Annotated in this window: 17 protein-coding genes; 14 read left to right on the top strand and 3 right to left on the bottom strand. The window is 38.0% G+C overall.

Translation table 11 applies throughout. The annotated features are described in order from the left end of the window. Positions 1-222: 222 nt before the first annotated feature. The 11 genes from GQF63_RS17255 to GQF63_RS17210 all read left to right on the top strand — a co-directional run bounded on the left by GQF63_RS17255 (position 223) and on the right by GQF63_RS17210 (position 13595). Positions 223-819: a hypothetical protein gene (locus tag GQF63_RS17255; protein WP_160370493.1), complete on the top strand. Its 597-nt coding sequence runs from the start codon at positions 223-225 to the stop codon at positions 817-819. A 46-nt stretch (positions 820-865) separates the two neighbouring features. Further along, positions 866-3262 carry an RHS repeat domain-containing protein gene (locus GQF63_RS17250; protein WP_160370492.1) on the top strand — a complete coding sequence of 799 codons (2397 nt, stop codon included), beginning with the start codon at positions 866-868 and terminating at the stop codon, positions 3260-3262. Positions 3263-3264: 2 nt separating this feature from the next. Further along, positions 3265-3720, top strand: a complete 456-nt coding sequence (locus GQF63_RS17245; RefSeq protein ID WP_160370491.1) for a hypothetical protein — start codon at positions 3265-3267, stop codon at positions 3718-3720. A gap of 10 nt (positions 3721-3730) precedes the next feature. Continuing rightward, the gene (locus GQF63_RS17240; protein WP_160370490.1) at positions 3731-5962 is read left to right on the top strand and encodes an RHS repeat domain-containing protein; all 2232 of its coding nucleotides are present in this window, start codon (positions 3731-3733) and stop codon (positions 5960-5962) included. 125 nt (positions 5963-6087) lie between these two features. Then, entirely contained in the window at positions 6088-6372 is a 285-nt protein-coding gene (locus GQF63_RS17235) for a hypothetical protein (protein ID WP_160370489.1), read from the top strand. 73 nt (positions 6373-6445) lie between these two features. Next, entirely contained in the window at positions 6446-6862 is a 417-nt protein-coding gene (bfi1, locus tag GQF63_RS17230; protein ID WP_160370488.1) for a Bfi1 family immunity protein, read from the top strand. Between the two features lie 144 nt (positions 6863-7006). After that, positions 7007-7705: an IS1 family transposase gene (locus GQF63_RS17225; protein WP_160370487.1), complete on the top strand. Its 699-nt coding sequence runs from the start codon at positions 7007-7009 to the stop codon at positions 7703-7705. A 73-nt stretch (positions 7706-7778) separates the two neighbouring features. Beyond that, on the top strand, positions 7779-10166 hold the full coding sequence (locus GQF63_RS17220) for an RHS repeat protein (RefSeq protein ID WP_160370486.1): 2388 nt from the start codon (positions 7779-7781) through the stop codon (positions 10164-10166). 11 nt (positions 10167-10177) lie between these two features. Further along, positions 10178-10537 (top strand): hypothetical protein, encoded by a 360-nt coding sequence (locus GQF63_RS19720; RefSeq protein WP_212592631.1) that lies wholly within the window; start codon positions 10178-10180, stop codon positions 10535-10537. Between the two features lie 36 nt (positions 10538-10573). Further along, entirely contained in the window at positions 10574-12898 is a 2325-nt protein-coding gene (locus GQF63_RS17215) for an RHS repeat domain-containing protein (protein WP_160370485.1), read from the top strand. Continuing rightward, positions 12879-13595: a hypothetical protein gene (locus GQF63_RS17210; RefSeq protein WP_160370484.1), complete on the top strand. Its 717-nt coding sequence runs from the start codon at positions 12879-12881 to the stop codon at positions 13593-13595. Before GQF63_RS17215 ends, GQF63_RS17210 begins: the two co-directional genes overlap by 20 nt. Positions 13596-13862: 267 nt before the next feature. Here GQF63_RS17210 and GQF63_RS17205 read toward each other — a convergent pair whose 3' ends face one another. Continuing rightward, positions 13863-14243, bottom strand: a complete 381-nt coding sequence (locus tag GQF63_RS17205; protein WP_160370483.1) for a hypothetical protein — start codon at positions 14241-14243, stop codon at positions 13863-13865. A 213-nt stretch (positions 14244-14456) separates the two neighbouring features. On the opposite strand from GQF63_RS17205, the gene GQF63_RS17200 reads away from it, so the two are divergent. The 3 genes from GQF63_RS17200 (at position 14457) to GQF63_RS17190 (ending at position 16300) form a co-directional block, all read left to right on the top strand. After that, positions 14457-15293, top strand: coding sequence for a LytTR family DNA-binding domain-containing protein (locus tag GQF63_RS17200; protein ID WP_160370482.1), 837 nt, complete (start codon positions 14457-14459; stop codon positions 15291-15293). Positions 15294-15496: 203 nt separating this feature from the next. Beyond that, a complete protein-coding gene (locus tag GQF63_RS17195; protein WP_160370481.1) occupies positions 15497-15976 on the top strand; it encodes a MauE/DoxX family redox-associated membrane protein in 480 nt (159 codons plus the stop codon). A gap of 63 nt (positions 15977-16039) precedes the next feature. Then, a complete protein-coding gene (locus GQF63_RS17190) occupies positions 16040-16300 on the top strand; it encodes a DUF6520 family protein (RefSeq protein ID WP_160370480.1) in 261 nt (86 codons plus the stop codon). A 72-nt stretch (positions 16301-16372) separates the two neighbouring features. On the opposite strand, the gene GQF63_RS17185 is transcribed toward GQF63_RS17190, so the two are convergent. Together GQF63_RS17185 and GQF63_RS17180 are read right to left on the bottom strand one after the other, a co-directional pair. After that, a complete protein-coding gene (locus tag GQF63_RS17185) occupies positions 16373-17920 on the bottom strand; it encodes a TlpA family protein disulfide reductase (protein ID WP_160370479.1) in 1548 nt (515 codons plus the stop codon). A 29-nt stretch (positions 17921-17949) separates the two neighbouring features. Beyond that, positions 17950-19332 (bottom strand): RagB/SusD family nutrient uptake outer membrane protein, encoded by a 1383-nt coding sequence (locus GQF63_RS17180; protein WP_160370478.1) that lies wholly within the window; start codon positions 19330-19332, stop codon positions 17950-17952. Positions 19333-19349: the final 17 nt, after the last annotated feature.

The raw sequence follows: 19349 nt of genomic DNA, 5'->3' as shown, positions 1-19349 counted from the left end.
GAATAATAGGTGATGCCACATGGAAACCCTTAAAACCGTTATTAAATACACCTACTGAAAGGAGTATATTTTACATTTCTACCCAATCGGCAATAGGTATAGGTCAGCAGGGTACGGGTAGAGTAATCAGCGACCAGCAGAAAAAATAATTAACCATGAAGAATAAAAAAAAGACAAACTATTGGCTGATTGCAGGGGTAACTAAATTTCAAAAAGAAAATTATGATTAGATTAATTTTATCAGGTTTATTAATTCTTCAAATTAATATATTTACACAGATTAGCTATGCTCAAAGTGGAATATTAGAGAATAAAGTAATTGAATTTGTAATTGCAGAAAATAAAAACGAAAGTGACTCTATATATTTATCGCAAAAAACTCTTAGAAGCTTGTTTGCATTTCAGTTAGAGCACAGAAAACACGAGCTATCCGATATTATCTCTAATGAGGAATTAGATTCATTAGAGAACATTTGTAATAAAAAATCCGAATTATTTATATGGCATAACACTATTCCTAATTGTATAACATTGCCAGAAAATAGATTTATTATTCAGTTTGATTATGACACACAAAGGATTGTGAAAAGAAAGAAATGTACATTATTCAAAAAGAATAATGAAGTTATCATTAAAGAGGCAAGCACGAATAACTTGTACATAAAAACATCTCCTATAATAGAATATAAAAATTATTTACTTATTAAGGTTAATTGTTCGAAAGGGTTAACATACGGTTCATCCTGTTTGTACATTTTTGAAAGGAATGAAAATCAAGATATAAAATTGAAACAAAAAGCATACTGTTACTTGCATTAGCAGTGGGTAAGGGGTAATGTCTCCAAATTGTTGTTTTAAAAAAGGTATGGCAAAGTATAGGGAAATCAGAGGACAAGTCTATAAAATCTTCGACGGTGCGGGTGTTTCAGAAACACCAGACTATGATTTTAAAGGCAATGTGCTGATACAAAAACGCACCTATACCGAAGATGCTACACAGCACCCCGACTGGACAAGTATCGGCAGTGTAAATTTAGAAACAGCAACCTACGAAACAGCAACCGTTTACGATGCCCTCAACAGACCTGTAAAGCTGACCACACCCGATAATGGAGAAACAACATACACGTATGATAAAGGCGGTTTATTAAAAACCGTTGAGGTAGAAAATGTACACAGCTTAGATACAGAAATTGTCAACAATATTGAGTATGATGCCAAAGGGCAACGCACCAAAGTACAGTACGGGAATGGAACAACGACGACTTATGAATACGATGAATATACGTTTAGAGTTAAACGCATACGAACCACCAGACACAGCGACAGCAAAGAGTTACAGGATTTAAGATACTGGTATGACCCTATAGGAAATGTTACGCTTCAAAAAGATTTAGCACAGCAGACCGTTTACTTTGACGGCAGCGTAGCCGATGCCAAAAACGATTATACCTATGACGCGCTGTACAGACTGATACAGGCAGAAGGCAGAGAACATGCGGGTAATAATACCGCACCGAACTATAACGATAATGGCAGAATTGGTATTACGCCAGTACCAATAGCCAGTGCAGATACGGCTAAAATGAGGCGGTACACACAACATTACGAATATGATGAGGTTGGCAACTTTATAACGATGCAGCATACCGTGATTGGCGGTACTGGCAACTGGACAAGGTATTATACCACAGCCAATAACAGCAACAGGCTGATGAGTACGGTAGTGGGTAGCGGTACGCCTGAAAGCTATGCTTACGATAACAGGGGGAATATAACAGGTGGATTTATACACCTGCAAAGCTTAACCTTTAATGCCGAAAACCGTTTGGAAAAAGTCATTATAGACAGCAACCGGACAGCTTATTACCAGTATGACAATGCAGGGCAAAGAGTACGTAAAACCATTGTTGATACCAACAGCAATATCACCGAAGTAAGAAAATATATCGGTGAATGGGAGGTATATAGCAAGTCTGTAAGCAGTACACTGACGATTGAAAGAGAAACCTTACACATCAGTGATGATACAGGGCGTATAGCCTTAATAGATACACGCACTACCGGAACAGGCGCAGAACCCGCGCAGTTATTACGTTACCAATACTCCAATCATTTGGGTACAGCTACCTTAGAGTTAGATGATGCAGGAGCAATCATAAGTTATGAGGAGTATTTTTCTTACGGTAGCACGAGCTTTCAAAGTGGCAGAAGTTTAGCCGAAGTATCACTCAAACGCTTTAAGTACTGCTCATGCGAAAGAGATGAAGAATCAGGTTTATACAGTATGGGCAGACGTTACTACATACCTTGGCTGGCAAGTTGGACGGCAGTGGATATGCTGCAAAGCGAAATGCCGATGTGGTCGCCTTACAACTATGGATTCTGTAATCCAGTGAAATGGACGGATACTACAGGGATGCAGCCGGAGGATGACAAAAAACCACGAGAATCGCCTCAGCAGCTACAAGAGAACAAGATTGACTATAAAGGTGAGGATAGTCTAAAATTTTTCGAAAATGGTACCGAAGGGTTTATGTTTTTATCTCAGGGAACCAATGCAAAAGGAGAATCACGGGATTATTGGATTGGTGCTGTACCATTAGATAGTATGGAAGGTTTTGAATATTATTACTACGATTATGATTTAGTTAAAAGTACTGGGAATAAAGACTCTGGTTGGGTTTCCTTTTGGAATGATAAAGAGATACAAGCAATCAGGATGAAAGCGACTGAACAGTTTATTAGAGTAACACAAGTTGGTTTTACGACTTCACTTACTTTACCTTTTGGCGGTATAGGTACAGGATTTAATTTTACAATGAGAGGTCTTTCCTCTTTAACAGATGCTGGTGGACAATATCTAACTAATGGCTTTGATATAGGAAAGATTAATATTACATCTGGTTTAGCATCAGGGATACTTATGAATCCTGTGGCATCAGAATCCATTGGGCAAGGATTTGCATATACTTATAATGATGGATTTAAGCAATCTTATATACTGGGAGATATGTCAGATGTTGAATTTTCCGCAAATATTGGTATTGCTCTAGGAGTTGGTTTAACTTTTAAAGGCTTGAATATTGCAATTAGTACAAGTGGAGGAACACAAAATTCAATAGGCATAAAGCGTGACTTACTTATTTTAGGTAGGCAAGGTGCTTTAAATTCCCTACGATTTGGCAATACAATAATGGGAACATGGCAATCAGCAACCTCTAATACCATACAGAAAATGATTATAGACCAAAGAAAATAATAATGAAGCTAAATCCTTCAAGTATAAAATCTTTTAAAAATGGAATACCTACATTGATAGGATTCATCGTATTGATTGTTGTATTTATTAAATATGATTTTGATAGTAAAGAAAAGGAAAAGAATCTAAGAAAGAACTTTCTCTACTCGGTAGGTAAAATAACTGATGTTATGATGCCCGGAAGAAGTTCTGGCTCTTTTACCTTTAAATACTTTATTCTTGATAAACAATATGAAAATGATTATTCACCAGGTTCAAGGAGAGCCTTTCAATATTTTAATTTTCTATCTCAGTATGAATGGCCTATGATATATGACAGTACTGATTTTAGTAATGCCACTTTACTTCTTCAAAAGTCAGATTATGAGAAATATGGTATCCCATATAATGGTCAGCGAGTCGTTGATTTTAACAAGATGATAATAATTGACAGTAATCAAATTATTAAATTAAATTGACGGCAGCAGTATGCAGCAAACCAACGAGTATGACTTTAAAGGCAATCCTTTAGAAACGCAGCAACAGTTACTGGATAATGCTACCCTTACCGATGCCGACTGGAGCGGTACACCGCCTGCATTAAGTACGGAAGTGTTTACAAGTTCTTTGACTTACGATGCGCTGAACAGACCTGTAACAACAACTGATGCAGGCGGTAATGTGCAGGCTTATACCTATGATAAAAGAGGCTTATTAAAAAGTGTAGAGCTAAACAGTACTATTTATGTACAGGACATACATTACGATGCCAAAGGGCAACGACAAGCGATCTGGTACGGCAACGGCACGAAGACAAGCTATACGTATGACCCTGAAACGTTCAGGCTAAGGCGATTATTAACCGTTAATGTCGATAGTCTCAGCCCGCATTACAACGAAGTATTACAGGACCTGCATTACTGGTACGACCCGGTAGGTAACATCACACAAATACAGGACGATGCGCAACAGACGTTGTTCTTTAATAACAGTGTGGTAAGCCCTACACAAAAATTTACGTACGATGCATTGTACCGCTTAATAGAAGCCCGAGGCAGAGAATTAATTGGTACGGCTACCTTTAGCGCATCAGACAACTGGAACGACAGCGCGTGGCAGACGTCTCACAAAGGCAATGGTAATGCCGTACAGAACTATACACAGCATTATACGTATGACGAAGTGGGTAATATACTTGAATTGCAGCATGTAGCTACAGCGGGAAGTTATACAAGAACATACAATGTTGATACCGCAAGTAACCGTTTACTAAGTACAACTGTTGGTGTAAACACTTACAGTTATACGCATGACAGCAGGGGTAACATGCTCACCATGCCGCATTTAGGCAGCATGGCATGGAATATAAATAACGAGCTAAGCAGTATAACAAAAGCAAGTGAGCCTACGCATTATCAATATAGTAGTGGACAAAGGATAAGAAAATTTACAGACAAAGGCACTGTTAAAGAAGAACGGATTTATTTAGGTAACTATGAAATATACCGCAAATACGACAGCCTGGGAGCGATAGATTTAGAACGCACTACCGTACACGTAAGCGATGATACCGGACGTATAGCCATGCTGGAAGAACGTACCGTAGGCACTGACCCAAGCCCGGCATCTTTGGAAAGGTATATCTATTCTAATCACTTGCAATCTGCCAGCTTAGAATTAGATGGTGATGCGGAAGTAATCAGCTATGAGGAGTACCATCCTTATGGTACTACAAGCTACCAGGCAATGAATACAAGCATTAATGCGGTTGCAAAACGCTACCGTTTCGTTCAAATGGAACGTGACGAAGAAAGTGGTTTGTACAGCATGGGCAGACGTTACTATATCCCTTGGCTGGCGAGGTGGAGCGCAGTAGATATGCTGCAAAGTGAAATGCCCACTTGGAGCAGCTATAATTATGGGTTTTGTAATCCAGTTAAGTGGACGGATACTAGTGGGATGCAGCCCGATGATCCGCCGCAGGCAAACAATGGAAAGTTTTTACTGACGGACCAAGATGGACGTTTGCAATATACATTTAATGAATATACGCTCGGGAGTAATCAGAATAACGCATCTGCAAGCAAAGCAGACGAAATTGATACTATGCTCAGTTTTTCTTTAGAAAAACACAATCCTGTCATTGACAATCTGCGGATACATATAGGTATTTCTCCCAGACAGCAAAATGAATACATCAACAATAAACTTATATTATCCAGCGGTACGAATGTTTTGGGACTACAATCTCAGGGAGAAGGACATTGGTATGATGGAATAGCTCATGTGCTACGTAGTGGTGATGCATGGATTGATGATGTGATGCGAGAGAATTGGATAGGAAACCTTGCAGGGCGGGAATCTTCATGGGAAGGTGCAGACGGCTTCACTAATAAAGGATGGCCAACAATAAAATTTGTTGGAAGTACGCTGGCTACGGTCTTTACAGGAGGTGGATACGCCCTAACAACAACTAGACTTTTCAATATGTCGCTTTCAGGAACAGCAACATATACCCAAACATACCTATGGTTATGGGATGGTGTTAGCTTAGGTGTAGGTACATATAATTTATTGAATATCAATAATAATGATTTGAATCGTACTGCTCCTTATGTTGATGCAGTTGATGTCATTTTAAAAAATCCATTTGGTTATATGAATTGGGGTTTTAGGGGAATAGATTATTATAATTTCAAAAAAACGACAGAAAAGAAATGATCATAGGGTTTATTTCAGCTATACGTAATGGATTATTATTATCCGTTATGTGCTACGTATTAAATGTATATAACAACAGTAGTTTGTATTCGATTACGTCTATAATAATTGTTATCTTTTTTTTGATGATATTTCTTGTTTTCTTTAGAGTAATAAAAATAAGCATAAATCAAATAACCATATGGAAGCCAATATGGTTTTTAGGTAGAAATAGAATAGATATTTCAGAAATATCAGTAGTTAAATTTAAGAAAGTGTTTGGGGCTACTTACAGTATGACAGAAATAGAGATTCTAGATAAAGAAGGATGTAGCATAAATTCAGTAACTGTTAATTGGATAGGGTTTGAAAAAAGAAGATTGATAAACAAAATGGTAAATCTTGGAATAAGAATAGAAATAATTGAATAATGTGTAAAAGTTATTTCTTGATTATTTTCAGGTTGGGCGATAAATTTTATAACTGGATTGAAAGTTGGTAACTATGATATACGATTATTTGTTTTATAAAGGCTATCAGTTGGCAAAGAAGTCAAAGAATTGGGAAGATACGCCAACACTATTTGCGATTATGATAATTGGCGCCTGTTTTATAATGAATTTTGCGACAATTCTATTTATTATAGAAGGACTTAGTAAGGAAAAAATAAAATTTGGAGATTTTATCTCTAAAATAAATCATTATAAATATATCACGGGAAGCATAATTATGATATCAATATGGCTATCTTATTCTTATAAGAATCGCTGGAGAAAAATTATTGTAAAATATAAGGCAAAGGAGAAAAAGAAAGGAAAAAGTATACATCCTGCAATACCATTAATAATCACTTATATCGTTAGTATTTTATTAGCAATGTTTGCAGCTATGTACAAAAATGGAGATGGTATATTTGGATAGTGGGTAATGTTTCAGATGTGTGGGTGTCGTACTTTTTTAATTATAACTTATTGAATTTCAATTAATTTTTTAAAATGATGGTTTTAAAAGAGAGTGGATATAACTATCCACTCTCTTTATTTTTATACCAAAAATCGGCATTATATGGAACAAGCTGTAGCATCATGTATCAGATGTGTGGGTGGGGAGAAAATCTGTAGTTATTGTAATAAAAAATTAATTAAACATGGATTTTCCAAATCCGGCAAACAGAGGTATAAATGTAAAAGTTGCGGAAGAACACAAGTGTTTTTTTATACCTATACGGCATACAATCCAACCCTCAACCGGCAAATTGTTACTTTAATCAAAGAGGGTTTGGGTATCAGAAGTATTGCAAGGGTTTTGGAAATATCCACAACTACGCTTATCAAAAGAATACTGATAATAGCGAATAGCACAAGTCTTCCGGTTATTCCTAAAGGCAAAACCTACGAAGTAGATGAAATAAGAACGTATCTGAAAAATAAAAACACGCCAGTGTGGATTGTCTATGCTTTAGGACGAGAAATAAGGCAGGTAGTAAGCTTTAATGCAGGCAGCAGAACAAATAAAACACTGAAAACTGTTATCAAAACACTGGAGCTTTCAGGTGCGAAAAGAATTTATACAGATAAGCTACAGAATTACCAATACCTTATTGATAAAAGCATTCATCGTATATCTATATATGGTACCAACCATATTGAAAGAATGAACTTAACGCTGCGAACCCGTTTAAAAAGATTAAACAGGCGAACGATATGTTTTAGTAAGAGTCTTACTATATTAGTAGCTTGTTTACGGTTGTATTTCTTTAGCTGATACTTTTCTCATAGTGATACGGTTCTATAATATTCCATACAGACAACCTATTATTCCAAATGTTACCAGATTATTGGAAGTCTATGTCTATGGCGAAGGACAAACCAATGATAAAGCAAAAAATTTAAGAGGACAAGTCTATAAAATCTACGATGGCGCGGGAGTTGCAGAAACACCGGACTATGATTTTAAAGGAAATCCTTTAATACAAAAGCGTACCTATACCGAAGATGCTACACAGCACCCCGACTGGACAAGCATAGGCAGTGTAAATTTAGAAACGGAAACCTATGATACGGCTACGGAATACGATACCCTCAACAGACCGGTAAAGCTGACCACGCCAGATGACGGAGAAACAAAATATACCTACGATAAAGGCGGTTTACTGAAAACCGTTGAGGTAGAAAATGTACACAGCTTAGATACGGAGATTGTCAACAATATTGAGTACGATACGAAAGGACAGCGCACCAAAGTACAGCATGAGAATGGGACTACCACATCTTACGAATACGATGAATTTACATTCAGGGTACGGCGGATACGAACCACACGACACAGCGACAGCAAAGAGTTACAAGACCTTCGTTATTGGTACGATCCGGTTGGTAATGTGACTTTACAAAAAGATTTAGCACAGCAGACCGTTTACTTTGACGGCAGCGTAGCCGATGCCAAAAACGATTATACCTATGATGCCTTATACAGGCTGATACAGGTTGAAGGCAGAGAGCATGCGGGTAATAATACTGCACCGAACTATAACGACAATGGCAGAGTTGGTATTACGCCAGTACCAATAGCCAGTACAGATACGGCTAAAATGCGCAGGTACACACAACATTACGAATATGATGAGGTGGGTAACTTTATAACGATGCAGCATACCGTAGCAGGCGGTACAGGCAACTGGACAAGGTATTATACCACAGCCAACAACAGCAACAGATTACAAAGCACAAAAATAGGCACAAGCGGTACACCCGAAACGTACACTTACGATAACAGGGGAAACATTGTCAGTGGTTTTATCCACTTACAGAGCTTAACGTATAACGCTGAAAACCGTTTGGAAAAAGTAGAGATAGATGCCAACCGAACGGCTTATTACCAGTATGATAATGCAGGGCAAAGAGTAAAAAAAACCATTGTTGATACCAACAGTAATATCACCGAAGTAAGAAAATATATCGGTGAATGGGAGGTGTACAGCAAGTCTGTAAGCAGTACTTTAACGCTTGAAAGAGAAACCTTACACATCAGTGATGATACAGGCAGAATAGCGTTAATAGACACACGTACTACCGGAACAGGTGCAGAGCCTGCGCAGTTATTGCGTTACCAATACTCTAATCATTTAGGCACAGCTACTTTAGAGTTAGACGGTGCAGGAGCGATCATAAGCTACGAGGAGTATTTTTCTTACGGTAGTACTTCATTTCAAAGTGGACGTTCTTTAGCCGAAGTATCGCTAAAGAAGTTCAGATATTGTAATTCAGAAAGGGACGAGGAATCCGGCTTATACAGTATGGGCAGGCGTTACTATATCCCCTGGCTCGCAAGGTGGAGCGCAGTTGATATGCTGCAAGGTGACATGCCCACATGGTCGCCTTACAATTATGGGTTCTGTAATCCTGTAAAATGGACGGATAAAAGTGGGATGCAGCCGGAGGAAAAAGATCCACCAAAATCTCTTATAGAGGGAGAAGCAGTAGCATACACAACTGTTATAAACACTTACGACCATAACAACATACTTATTGAAATACAGAGTGAAACAAAATTCGTTCCTATAGAGGAGTTACCTCCTGACTCTATTCGGGGAGAATACATAAGGAATATTTATCTCCCTGACCCGAACAAAACCACTATAAAAGATGGTAACCTAAAAGTATCAAACATTGGATACCAAACCAATGAATTTATTCCATATAACTTTTCTTCGGATGAAAAATTAATGGAATATCCGTCCTCACAAGGAGAAAGTTTCTTAGAAAGTGCATGGAACAGCACTCTTGCCAGGGCAATGGTTCCAGATAAGATTTCTTTTTCAATTGGAGCAGATTTTGCATACGGTGGAGGAGGAGGAGTACATCCAACAAATATTACGATTCTTACACGAGGTAAGGATCCCGGAGTGTATATAACACCTTCCTACAATTTTACGGCAGGTATTACAGCTAAGGCTGAAGGTAGCATAAACTTCAGTACCGGATACTATACAGGTAATCCCAGAGATATACAGGCCAGTATGCTGTTAGGCGTAAATCATGCTGTTAATATAAGTGTAAAAGCGTTGGCAGGAATTTCTTTTGGTGTATCATATTCAAACACTGACGATGATTATAAGTTTATCAATAAGAATGTAGGTATTGGAGTTGGGGTGGGATTCTCATTAGAATATCAACGCCAAATTACACCAACTTATGGGCCGTTTTTGCAATGGAAAAATAAATAAATAGATAGATTATGCCTTATGAATTTAAACCACCTTTAGCAATAAAAATCTTATTGGGTTTACTAGTAGTGATATTGTTTTTTGGCACTCACATAGTTCTTTCGATTAGGGGAAGTAAGAACAAGAAATCTTTTTATGAACAATCATTTGCAAGCCTGATTATAAAATCAAACATTTATCAGGGAAGGTCAGTTGAATTCCATCTTGAGAATGGTTTGAAGGTTTACTTTCTTCCTCCTGTAGGTGATAAGATAATGATAGGAGACTCTATAAGGAAAGATGTAAATACTTACATTTATGACGTGTATAGGAAAGATGCAAATGGAGAATATAAGTTTTGGGCTACATATAACAAAGACAGAATATACTAGGTGGTAATGTCTCCAAATTGTTGTTTTAAAAAAGGTATGGTAAAAGCAAAGAATTTAAGAGGACAGCTATACCAGCATAAGGACGGCAGCAGCATGCAGCAAACCAATGAGTATGACTTTAAAGGCAATCCGCTTGAAACGCAGCAACAATTACTGGATGATGCTACCCTTACCGATGCCGACTGGAGCGGTACACCACCGGCATTAAGTACGGAAGTGTTTACAAGTTCTTTGACTTACGATGCGCTGAACAGACCAATAACCACCACCGATGCAGGCGGTAATGTGCAGGCTTATACCTACGATAAAGGCGGCTTATTAAAAAGTGTTGAGCTGAACAGTACTATTTATGTACAGGACATACATTACGATGCCAAAGGGCAACGACAAGCAATATGGTACGGCAACGGTACGAAAACAAGCTATACGTATGACCCTGATACTTTCAGGTTAAGAAGATTATTAACCGTTAATGTCGATAGCCTCAGCCCGCATTACAACGAGGTTTTACAGGATTTACATTACTGGTACGACCCGGTGGGTAACATCACCCGGATACAGGACGATGCACAGCAAACCCTATTCTTTAATAACAGTGTGGTAGCGCCCACACAGAAATTTACGTACGATGCCTTGTACAGATTAATAGAAGCCCGAGGCAGAGAATTAATTGGTACAGCTACCTTTGGCGCATCAGACAACTGGAACGACAGTGCGTGGCAAACGTCTCACAAAGGCAATGGTAATGCCGTACAGAACTATACACAGCACTATACGTATGACGAGGTCGGTAATATTTTAGAGTTACAGCACGTTGCCACAGCAGGAAGCTATACCAGAACCTACGATGTTGATACAGTAAGTAACCGTTTACTAAGTACAACAGTTGGTGTAAACACTTACAGTTATACGCATGACACCAGAGGTAACATGCTCTCCATGCCGCACCTGCAAAACATGGCATGGAATGCCAGCAACGAACTACACTCCATAACACAAGGCACGACAGTAGCGAATTACCAATACAGCGGTGGACAACGTGTAAGGAAATGGGTAGATAAAGGCAGCAATATTGAAGAAGAACGCATTTACCTGGGCGGCTATGAAATATACAGGAAGTATATAAGCGGTGTGCTTGATATTGAACGCACTACCGTACACGTAAGTGACGATACCGGACGTATAGCCATGCTGGAAGAACGTACACAAGGTACAGACCCAAGCCCGGCTTCTTTGGAAAGGTATAACTATTCTAATCACTTGCAATCTGCCACCTTAGAATTAGATGGTGATGCGGAGATTATTAGTTACGAGGAGTACCACCCTTATGGTACAACGAGCTACCAAGCCTCTAATGCATCAATCAATGCGGTAGCGAAGCGTTACAGATATACAGGCAAGGAAAGGGACGAAGAAAGCGGTTTGTATTATCATGGAGCAAGGTATTACATACCGTGGCTCGCGAGGTGGACGGCTTGCGACCCATTGGAAAGCAAATATGCGGGTTTAAGTCCTTACAATTATTGTGTAAATAATCCAGTCAAATATATTGATGATGACGGGAGGGAAATTGTAATTGCTAGATTGGGAGAATCAGCCAATGTTTCTTTACAACAACTTGTAGATTTAATGAACACGGCAATTGGCGGTGTAAAAGTATTTGGTGTAAACAACATTATGGGTAATAATGAAACAATTAAAGTAGGTGAATATGCAAATCTTAATTTAAATACTCAACAGAAAGCATTTGTAGATTTAATTAATGAAATGTCAAAATCAAGTAGGAAATACTATTTGAATCTAGATAATCATTACGGTGATACAAAAAATATTAGTGAGCCAGCAGATGTATATAACCAAACATTTTATGTACAATCAATGAATGAGATAAAAAATAATGGCAAATATAATCTGCTGTATGTTTTATTTCATGAATTTGGAGAACAAAAGCAATTTCAAGAGCTAATGTTAAAAGAGCTACATACTAATTACCCTAAAGAAAAAAGTAGGCGTGAAAACAAGCAACAGCTTATGCTTGATGATTGGTACAACGTTAGTCATGAAAATACGTTAAATAAAGCATTAGAAATTTTTGGCTATAGGTATTATACTCAGTCAAGTACGGAACACAGTGATTTTGTACAAATTGATTTGTTTAACGGGAAAAGTAAATATTTAACAACTGTAACTCTTTATTCAGAAAACGGAGTTTGGAATAAGGTAGAAGGAGAAGGGAAAGATATGTATGGGAATAAGTTGAGTAACTATGAAAACCTTAATCCAAATTGGAGAAACAATCTTACGGTTGAGCAAAATAATCAATTACGAAAAAATTTTTTTAATGAATTACGTCAGAAATAAAATAATATTTACTCTATGTTTTGTAGTGTATAGCTCAAGTGCTTTTGCACAACAAATGTCGTTAGAACGTTTAAAGGTAAAGTTTTGGGACACAATAACTATATATGCATCATATTTCAATCCTTTAGTACTTAACAATAGTAAAATTCCTTGTGAACAAATTAAAATACAATGTAATGGTTTGGAGGTAATAAAAAATGAGGATTGCTTATTCCATATTAGAGTTATTGACCCTAACTATGAACAAACTTTATATGTAATTAACAAGAAGAATGGTTTATTAATTGACTCTTATTTTGTGAATGTAAGTTATGATATTCCTTTGCCAAACGTCTCATTCAAAAGAATTTCCACAAGTTTTGGCTCTACAAATTATCACTTTGACTCTCTTCACGCATATTCGGCTTTTCCTAATGACGATATTGCTTATAAATACCAAGATATATACAATAACGAATACTACATTAAAGCATTTGTTATTAAGTTTTACTTCAACCGTAGATTAATCAAGTCATTTGTAAATATTGGTAACGTTTTCAAAGAAGAAATCCGAGAATATGGAAAACATTTTGTTATACGTTCTAAAGAATGGAACAAACAAAATAACATCCATAACTATTTTACAATCTGTGATATTATCGCAGAAGATGATTTGGGTAATGTATTTAGGTTGGACGATTTTGTAATAGTAATATAGCTGACAAATACTCCTTAGCATCATCTTCTGTAAAAACTACACTCGATCTGACATGTTACGAATGGGTTTTCTTAGCCATGGTCTCTTGGAATAATCTGATAGTCAGAAGTTATTTATCTGCTGTACAGTCAGTTCTAATCCTAACTAAACCACAAAAATGTCAGATCAAATCTCGACTTTTACAATTTAATCCTTAACGTTACAAGTAAACCCGCCCTTAATCAAAGGCGGGTTTCTTGTGGTTGCACTCCTATTCAATAGAATATCTTACGGTGTATAGATAATCTCAATTATAAACGAACCGCTCACAATAAATGTACTTGGTGGTATAATCTGCGTCTGGGTTTTGTCTTTTGTTTCTATGATCTTGCTGTAACTGCCGGATGGCTCTGCTGGCTTGATAAGCTCTATCGGCAATCTGTGGGTGAAGCAAAACCCGCAACGGTCGCCCAGGTAGCTTTTAGCGGTTTCCGGCATGGCCGTCAGATAGGCTTCCTGTTCGCTGGTCAAGTCAAAATGATCGGCTACATACGCCGCAAAATCACTCTCCACCGCTGCCGCTTCCAGAGCAAGGTTAGGGTCTGTTGAAGCATAGAGACTAGTTAAGAAATCGGCAACACCCTGTGGTGTAAAAGGGTATAAAGACATGGTAAATTCTCAATTTAGGCTATTGTAAATTTATTAAAAAAACCTTAACTTTCCTAACAAACCTATAGCCAACAACCATTTACACACACTTTTAAAATTCAGGTTATGGCACAAAGTGTACAGTATAACAATCTACTTTTCCGATTGATAGGCTCATTAGTAGCAGCAGGATTTATCGTACTTCATGGTACGGGGCTTACGTTATTTCAGGCAATGCGCAAACCTGCATTCTACATTGCCATGATAGCCAGTTTTATTATAGCTCTTTGTCTAAGTTCCACGGTACATCTCATTACCAAGCAACTTGACAAACGGTATAGTTGGTGGTTGAGCTTACCATACAGAGCCTTGCTCCAGTTTCTGTTTGGTCTGTGCCTGCCGGCTATCTTAGCATTTCTGTTAGCGGGATTGTATTTTACCATTATGGGTGCAGACATATTTGAGACCGGATATGTACTGGTAGATTTTCCTGTTATTATTGCCATACTGGCCTTGTTCAATTTTTATTATGTTGTACACAATATGTGGCTAACTGCCCGACAGTATGTACCCCTACGTCTGCAACATCAAATAGCTGATACCCAAGAACCATTGAGTATTTACGAGAATGTACAAGAAACCATAGTAGAGGAACCGATACATGAAAAAAAGTCAGATACTAAAAGTGACCAAGCTGTACTCTTGCTGATCAGCAGCGGAAACAAAAATCTGTTTATGGACGTCAACAATGAGGCCGGTATCATCTACAGGATATCCGGTAACAACTGGATATATACCAATACCGGTAAGACCTACCTTGTCAAACAATCCATTAAAGAAATTCTGACAACCTACTGCAACAGCGATTTCTTTCAGATCAGCAGACAAACTGTCATCCACCGAAATATTATTGAGGGTTACGAACAGGGCACGAAGTCCGGTACACTTTTGATTCTGATAAAACCTGATTTACAGGTAAGATTTATAGACACATCCGTTTTGAATGTCAGTCAGGATAAAGTTGCCGACTTCAAAAAATGGATGGAAAACACACCTAAAACGGACAGATAGCAACTAATTATTATCCGTTTCGTGATTTACGAAAGGGTTTCGTGCCCGAATTTGGGGCATTCATGAATCACGAATGGCTGATTTCATGCGAAATTGGCATTTCATCCACTATTTTATCGGTTTCGTGATTTTTAAAATCATTTCCCTTGGAAACCGCTATCCGGTAAAAGTATTTTTACACAGTTACCAAAAGTCATTTTCTTATGCGTACACGAAATATACTTGTCGAAGTTATTGCTGCTTTATTGATAGCCATGTTTGCGTATGCGAGCTTTATGCAGTTGCTCCACCACCATGTGTTTACAGGGGATATCAACAATCAGGTGTTCCCGAACTCTACGACACCCTATCTGGTATGGCTGATCCCAATGATGGGACTGCTGACGGCAGCATTACTGATATCAAAACGTACAAGAAAAGCCGGGTTCTATATGTCAGCCGGGCTACTGACTATATATACAGGCTATATCATATTGGTGCTTATGAAAGCATTCCGCTACACCCCCTGTTCGTGTGCCGGAGTGGTAGAAGGCTTTACGTGGTGGGAGCACTTCTATTTTAACCTGGCTTTTCTTGTTTTGTCCTTTGCAGGCATAGGACTCCAAAGAAAAATCAGTAATGACAACAAACAACCGGATTGGAACTATGATAATGCAATCCATAAAAATATTACGCGCGTGTAAACGGGGAAGCCGAAAACCGATATAGAGTAGGCAATCTTTAGTTAAACAATAAAAAGAAATGTTATGAAAAAATTTAAAATGCTACTTATTCCAGCAGCCTTAGCAATTGCTATCGGAGGTGCTTTTGCTACGACACTGGACATGGATCCATGTGAAACAGAAGCAAAATATGAAGATCCAGGATTACAGACACCTCTAACCGGTAGCGAGGTAGAGGATTGGAATTGTGTTCAAGCTACTTCTCAACACTGCTTCTATGTGCAGGATCCTAATACTGCTGAATCAATTCCTTGCCGGTCAGGAACAAGATTAGAAATAGACTAACTAATCTTTAAGGATGAATTGGTAGTTGAAATGGTTAGTAAAATACTAACCATTTCATATTATCCAGGTTTACTATTGGTTTAGATATTCCTTAATGAGTGTGACAAGTTCAGAGTAAGGGAGTTGTAATCCATTTGCTTGTAATATTCTACTTTCAGGATCTATAAACAAAAAGCTTGGTGCACCGGTCATTTTATTCGCTATTACAAAAGGATGCTTAGAGCCTAAACCATTGGTGTAAAGATTGACCACATTAGTTCCATCGGAAGTATATTGACCTGATTTTATGCTTCTTTCCCAAACAGCCCTGTCTTTATCAGCAGAAATGGAAAGAAATATTATATCCTTATTACCTTCAAATGCTTTAATGACTTTTGAAAATGTATTGGTATAATATGAGGCACATGCAGAGCAACCTGTGAACCAATAATCAATAAAGACATGCTTACCTTTAAAATCTGATAGGTGAATTTCCTTTCCCTGTTCATTTAATAAAGTAAAATTATATGCTAAGTTCCCCCTATTACTAAATCGCTTCATTTCCCTTAGCAAGTCTCTGTATTTATCTGTTTCAAAGCTACTTATTGCACTGTCCAATTGCTTTTCCACGTCCGATTTCAGATAGTTGTACCTGCCAAGCAAATAATAGGTAATGAGCCTCTCTGAGAGTAATCCAGTATATTTATTACCGACATAATCAAAATAGGATATGTCAGAAATTAACCCCAATGTAAGATCAATTTTATATTTGGTCTCTACTAGTTCTATAAAGCGAGGAGAGTTAATAATTGCAACATCTGAATGCTCATTTATCATTTCCTCAAAGTAGGACTCATAATGAGAATATAGACTTCGAAGAAAACCATCATCAAATACCGAATTTTCTGCTTTTTTGTAGTTATCATTATTGTTAAGATCTTGTATCTGGCTGTTCAATACTCTCAACCGACTTCTAATCATCCGATATTGGTCTTCAAGAAATTTGGAAACAACCGTCACCTGTACAAGCTGAAGTTCAATTGGTTTTAATCTGGTTGAATATTGTTGTATTAGCTTCCTTACATTCCAATACTGCCTTTCTTTATTTATTATTGCAAATACTACTCTTGACTCCTGATTGTTTAATTGTTTGTTTTTAAGCATCTTGAAGTAGTCAGATTGGATATGTTCCAATGTTCGACGCAATTCATTGAACAAATTCAATTTTTCACTTCCTTGACCGGAATAATGAATTAGACCAGCCTCGTTTATATTGATTTGAATGTTATCCCCTGGTAATAAAAAGCAGTTCAAGAAATCCCCCAACGGTTCGTAATTGTTCAGATCATTCGTTTCAGTGGTATATAGACAAAAGAAAACGATCTCCGAGGGAGCTTCTATAATAAACTCAAATAAGTTACCGTTGACAGCGGTCTTAATCTCCTTGGATGGCAGTGAGGAGTAGGCGGATCCCCCAGGACTAAAATCACCTTCCCAATATTGGAGTACAACCGTATCCGTATGATTATGCGTTTCAATTTGTCCGCTAATAGATATAGTATTGCCGTTTGTTATGCCTGATTGACCAAATACCTTTAAACAGATGGATAGCAATAATAGTGTGATGGTGATGGGTTTCATTATAGGTTTTGTTTTGTTTTCATTATAAATCAAAAGGTCGTATTGGAGCGGTCATTCTGAGGAATACCGGACAGTGCTATTTCGTCCGATGGAATTGGAAATATATACAATCTGGAATTTGGTTTCAATTCGTATTGAATTCCGTTCATTTCCCGCTGTAAGGTGATCGCCCTACCTTCTTTATTGAGTCTTCGCAAGTCTGACCAGCGCAGACCCTTTAACGCAAGCTCTTTGCGCCTTTCTTCCAACACCCATGTCAGCACTTCTTCCTTCGAGGTGGAGGACATAGGTGTAAATTCACCTGTTTCATACCTGTTTAAAAGCAACAGATTCAAATCATCTAATGCATCTGTGAGATTGTTCTTCCGGACATTGCATTCCGCTCGGATCAGTAGCATCTCACCTGTCGTTAAACCAGTAAATGGAGTTGTAAGGTCAATATGAATCCTTTTAAACCTTCCGTCAGGAAGAAAATAAATAACATTTCGCAGATCCTTACTATCATAGGAGCTTAGCAGACCTTCACTCACTTTAAAAGACGAAAATCCATAAAAAAAGAATGATGTTAAAAGTTGGCAACGTGAATGAAAGATAACTTCTTGATTTGTGTTTGAGAATGGCCTGTTAGTGGATTTGTCGAGGGTATTGAAGTCGATCAGGTCATCGTGGTACATCAGGCAACTGTCGGCGTACAACTCTGCCGAGGCGTATTCGCGCATACTGAGGTGCACTCTGGCCAGCAAGCCAAGTACGGCCGTTTTGGATGGGCGTGCGATAAAGACTGAAGGAAACTCCTGGTTTATTATCGCAGAGGACTTCTGGAGGTCAGAGATCAGATGCCCATAGCTGTCCGCCACAGAAGCACGCACGGTGACTGAATTAATATCGGCTTGCAGTTTTAATGGTACTCCCATATCTGAATCTGCGCTGGATGCATCGTAAGGTGGACTAAAGAGCTGTAACAGGTTATAGAAGGCCAATGACCGGAAAAACAATGCAGAAGCCTTTACATCACGATACTCATCCCTATTCTTATCCGTAACTTCGATCTCATCCAGCTTTTCTAATACCACATTGGCAATATGCACCTGCTGATATGGGATATTCCAGTCTTGTATACCGGTGCTGCCTTCAAAAATATCCTCCGCCCATATATAGGCATTGCGTTCTTTGGATGAAACAACAGTTTGCCAAAAATCGTACGACAACTGATAGTCGTCACAGGACAGCTCCCCGATATTTGGTGTGACATTCATGACAACGATATTATCAAGCAATGCCCTCAGATCTTCTAATGTATTGGGGATCTCTACAGTGCTTCGCGGTTTGGCATCCAAAAATTCTGACTTATCGCATCCGTGTAACAATACCGCACACAATATGACCAATAAAATTTGATTGTATTTTTTCATCGTAATAGTTCCTTTTT

The organism is Sphingobacterium humi (genome assembly GCF_009768885.1).
GTDB lineage: Bacteria > Bacteroidota > Bacteroidia > Sphingobacteriales > Sphingobacteriaceae > Sphingobacterium > Sphingobacterium humi.
The sequence above is the reverse complement of the archived record's forward strand: the minus strand, read 5'-3'. Positions and strand labels throughout refer to the sequence as shown.